Origin of the sequence: Salinicola sp. CPA57, from assembly GCF_003206035.1 — a bacterium.
Taxonomy (GTDB): Bacteria; Pseudomonadota; Gammaproteobacteria; order Pseudomonadales; family Halomonadaceae; genus Salinicola; species Salinicola socius.
Genome location: NZ_PZJR01000024.1, coordinates 1 through 3547, shown reverse-complemented (window position 1 = coordinate 3547; position 3547 = coordinate 1). Strand labels below are relative to the sequence as shown.

Genomic DNA, 3547 nt, shown 5'->3' with positions numbered 1-3547 from the left:
GCTGTGCCAGTCGGGACTCTGCTCGCCGTTGTAGACCCGGCCGGTCATCAGCGGCCGGTCGGCATCGCCCTCGAGGAAATCGACCAGCACTTCCTGGCCGATGCGCGGGACGAAAAAGTGGCCGGTGCCGCCACTCATGTAGTCGGAGAGACGGTCGCTATCGCCCTCGTCTTCTACCCCATGCGCCTGCTTGGCAGCGTCGAGCTGCGGCTGCAGGCTGCCCGGCAACGCCTGGAGCTGGGCCGAGACCGGCAGGGCGTTCTCGGCGTGGACGGTCACCCCGAGCAGCAGGAACTGGCGTTCTTCCTCACCGCCCAGATCGTGCAGCGGGTGCTGGGGCAGACGGGTTTGAGCGCCTAAAAAAACCGATCAAATGCCTCGCTCTGGCAACAGCCCTCTATCGGCCAGAAACACCTCGGTCGCCCGGGCCAGTTTGATATGCTCCTCATTCTCGGGGTCGAACGGCTCCTTGGTGGTCACGATCAGGGTGCCGATATCGGGCAAGTATTCGGCCAGCGCGACAAAGGGCATCTCGTTGCTCAAATCGACGTCCGGCACCAGTGCCATCCAACCGACCCACTCGCGATGGGGGAAAGCGGCCAAATCAAAATAAGCGAATGGCGCCACATTCGCCCAGCGAGGCGGCATCACTTCAGACAATTTTCGTAGGCAGTTAGCGAAGGCCTGCCAGTAATCTGGCCAGGCGGTCTGTTTGAGTCGAGTGTTTCGTAATGAGAAAACTCCTGAGCCTCCCCCCCCCCAAGAAAAGCTGTTCTCGGTATAGTGGTATTTTTTTTCCTCCATGCTGAAATTTCCGTAGGAGGTGAACGATATAAGCCCCACTCCTTTGTAGTTATGATTGAACTGGCGAACATCACTGATGGCAAGCTGAACCACCCTGGCTCGTTCGTGTACGTCCAGTAATACCCCGCGATCATCATCAGCATAGCGCCACTGACTCAGCACTGGGTCTTCTTGGCTGATCGCATCTAGCATGGAAATCCAACGGTCATACACGGCTTCTGCGGCCATTGGATCTTCGGCAGGAGGAACGATAAAGCTGATTACTGCGCCAGCATAGCTCATGACTGATCTCTCTTGATTTTTTAAAAGGGTTCGTAGATGCACGGGACTGGCAACCTTGCAGCCAAAAAAACTCGGCTGACATAGTCTCTCACCACATCGTCCGAAAAATACCAAGCTAGCTGAGCTGGGGGAGTGTTGCTCTTGATGGCGTCGTATTGCTGGCTTGCTTGAGTGGGAAAGCCCTTTATTGCTTTCGACATAAAGTCCAGTCGCTGTCCACGGCTATTGACGATGACTCGTGGCTCCCAGTTTCCATCCAGATCCTGCTCCAGAAACTGCCGATAGCCATACTTGGCCTCGACCAACGTGCAACTGGCTGACCAGAATCCATCGAAATCGACGCTGCTGAATCGCCACTCCTCGATCCGGTTGGGCCCCACGATAGCAAAGGTCGGTCCGCCGCCCATATTGGCGATCTTCAGCTGGTATTCGGGCCAACGTCCGTCCCCCGTTTCGAATCGCCGGCCTGCGACGAACGTGCTTCCCCTTTTTCGGGGCTCGCAGTCGTTGCAGTCTTCGTTGGTGTCGGTATCGCTGACCTCACCCGCGACCGGCCGCGAACGAGTGTCGCTGCCGCTTTCTGAGGCCGTGTCGTCCAGTACACCGACCGCGGTGAGCGCCTCTCGCGTGATCGCAAGATTGTAGTCCATCGCCGTGGTCAGGACTTCCTTGCCGGCCTCTGCCATGACGCTGCCGGCCTTGGAGAAGGCGCCGGTCTGCGATTCGATCGTGGCGGCTGCCGTGCCGGCCCCCACGACACCCAGCAGGACCAGCGCCTCGTACCCGCCCAATGCAATGAGTGGCAATACCATCAGTCGTCTCTCTGGTTGGTGGCACTGGCCGGGGGCATCTCGATCAACGCCAGCAGGTCCTGGGCGAGCAGATCGGGCGACTGCTCGCTCTCTCGGAAATAGCGAGCGACTGCCTCGCCGTCGATCAGCGCCGGGGCGCTCAGGCCGTAGAGCATGTACTTTTGAATCAGGTCTTTTCGGGTCATGCCAAAGCCGGTGGCGCGGTCGTAACCCTGGCCCAGGGTCTCGGCATGGGCTTGGGGTGTCTGTTGCCGGTAGAGTGAGGGCAGACGAGATTGCAGAAACGCCATCGCCTCGTCGATCATCGCTTGCCGTTCGGGCTGGCGCAGCCGTCGCTCCTGATCCGGCGTCAGTTCGATCATGGTCTTTCTCCCTGCAACATGTCTTCCGCATCATCGGATGGCTGGAAAACCTGTCGCTCCTCCGTCACACGAACGCTCCAATAACGAATAGGGCCAAACAACGTCTTCCGTTGCTCGTCGTCCAGCAGTTGCATCAGTCTGGTGAAAACCCTTGGGTCGTAGTAGCGCAGTAGCGCGAGGCCACCATCGGGCAAGCGCATGTCGAGCTGCTTTTGCAGATGCGCGAAGAGATCGTTTGTCGCGCTCTCGTCGACCCATAGCCAACTGAAAGCGGCCACCTCAGTATCTTGTTCGATCAGCGTGGCGCACTCGGCATCGCGCAGGCCGTTCAGTGGCACCAGATGGGGAGCGATGGCGGAGAAACCCTGTTCGGGCGTGTTCTGAAACAGGCTGCGCGAGGCGCCGCGGCGATGGATCGGCAAGACCGTGTTCTGCGTTCGCCGGTCGATCGACAGGTCGACCAGCAGATAGCCAACGAGCTTTTCGTCGTCAGCCTGCTCGAACAGGCGCTGCAGCCGCTCGTCAGCCAGTGTGAGGTGGGCATCTTTCATGGGGCATCACCGACGCAGATACGTCGCCCCCTTCTCGGCGGCTTCCAGCAGGCATGAGTAGCAGAGTGGTTCACGCGGTAGCGCATCGAGCGGAATCTGGAGACTCGTCGGCCCGCCGAAGTTGTGCTGCGCCCCCTTGAGATCCGCGGCACCCGGGCAGTGGACTTCGATGTTGCCGCCTTCGATGCGGATATAGCCGCCGCCGCTCTGCAGCAGGATGCCGTTCTCGGCATTGATTTCGATGCGGCCCTCGGTCGAAGTCACCTTGACGCCTTTCTCCGCGGTGAAGGCCATTTCGCCATCCTGCGCCTGCATCTCCACCTTGCCCCGCGCCGCGAACAACTTGATCCCGGCCTTCTGCACGAACAGCGAGAGCGTCTCGGAGATCGAGGCGACCAGGCTCTTGCCGGTGGCGATGTTGACGTCTTCGCCGCTGGAGACACTCAGCGATCTGCCCTGGGCCAGGTGGGTCGATTCCGGCGTGCTCAGGGTGATGCCGGCGGGCGAGGCCATATGCAGCCAGGGGGCTTTCATCCGCGCCGCTTCGCCCCGGCCGCCGCTGTCGGAGGCGCCACGGGCGTTGCTCTGATCAGCACCCGAAAGCTGCTCGCTATTGCCGTAGCGGTCGTCGGCGTCGTCGCCGGCCTGCTTGAGGTTCTGGCGGCTGTCGAGGGCGTCGGCGTTGTGGTCCGCCGCACTCTGGCTGAGGCTGTCGGTGAGCTGGTAGGCGCTGTCG

At 60.7% G+C, this 3547-nt stretch carries 5 protein-coding genes and 1 pseudogene; all 6 read right to left on the bottom strand.

Going from position 1 to position 3547, the window contains the following annotated elements:
* Positions 1–336, bottom strand: a pseudogene (locus tag DOM36_RS20615) (phage baseplate assembly protein V); the annotation flags it as partial.
* A 33-nt stretch (positions 337–369) separates the two neighbouring features.
* Complete coding sequence (locus DOM36_RS19560; protein WP_075570232.1) at positions 370–1086, bottom strand: Imm52 family immunity protein; 717 nt, start codon at positions 1084–1086, stop codon at positions 370–372.
* Between the two features lie 20 nt (positions 1087–1106).
* Entirely contained in the window at positions 1107–1898 is a 792-nt protein-coding gene (locus DOM36_RS19555) for a Tox-REase-5 domain-containing protein (RefSeq protein WP_157958701.1), read from the bottom strand.
* Positions 1898–2260 carry a hypothetical protein gene (locus tag DOM36_RS20200; RefSeq protein WP_157958700.1) on the bottom strand — a complete coding sequence of 121 codons (363 nt, stop codon included), beginning with the start codon at positions 2258–2260 and terminating at the stop codon, positions 1898–1900. The genes DOM36_RS19555 and DOM36_RS20200 overlap by 1 nt, the downstream gene beginning before the upstream one ends.
* On the bottom strand, positions 2257–2811 hold the full coding sequence (locus tag DOM36_RS19550; RefSeq protein ID WP_110644126.1) for a DUF4123 domain-containing protein: 555 nt from the start codon (positions 2809–2811) through the stop codon (positions 2257–2259). The genes DOM36_RS20200 and DOM36_RS19550 overlap by 4 nt, the downstream gene beginning before the upstream one ends.
* Before the next feature lie 6 nt (positions 2812–2817).
* The coding region (locus DOM36_RS19545; protein WP_157958699.1) for a DUF2345 domain-containing protein at positions 2818–3547 on the bottom strand (730 nt) is incomplete at its 5' end.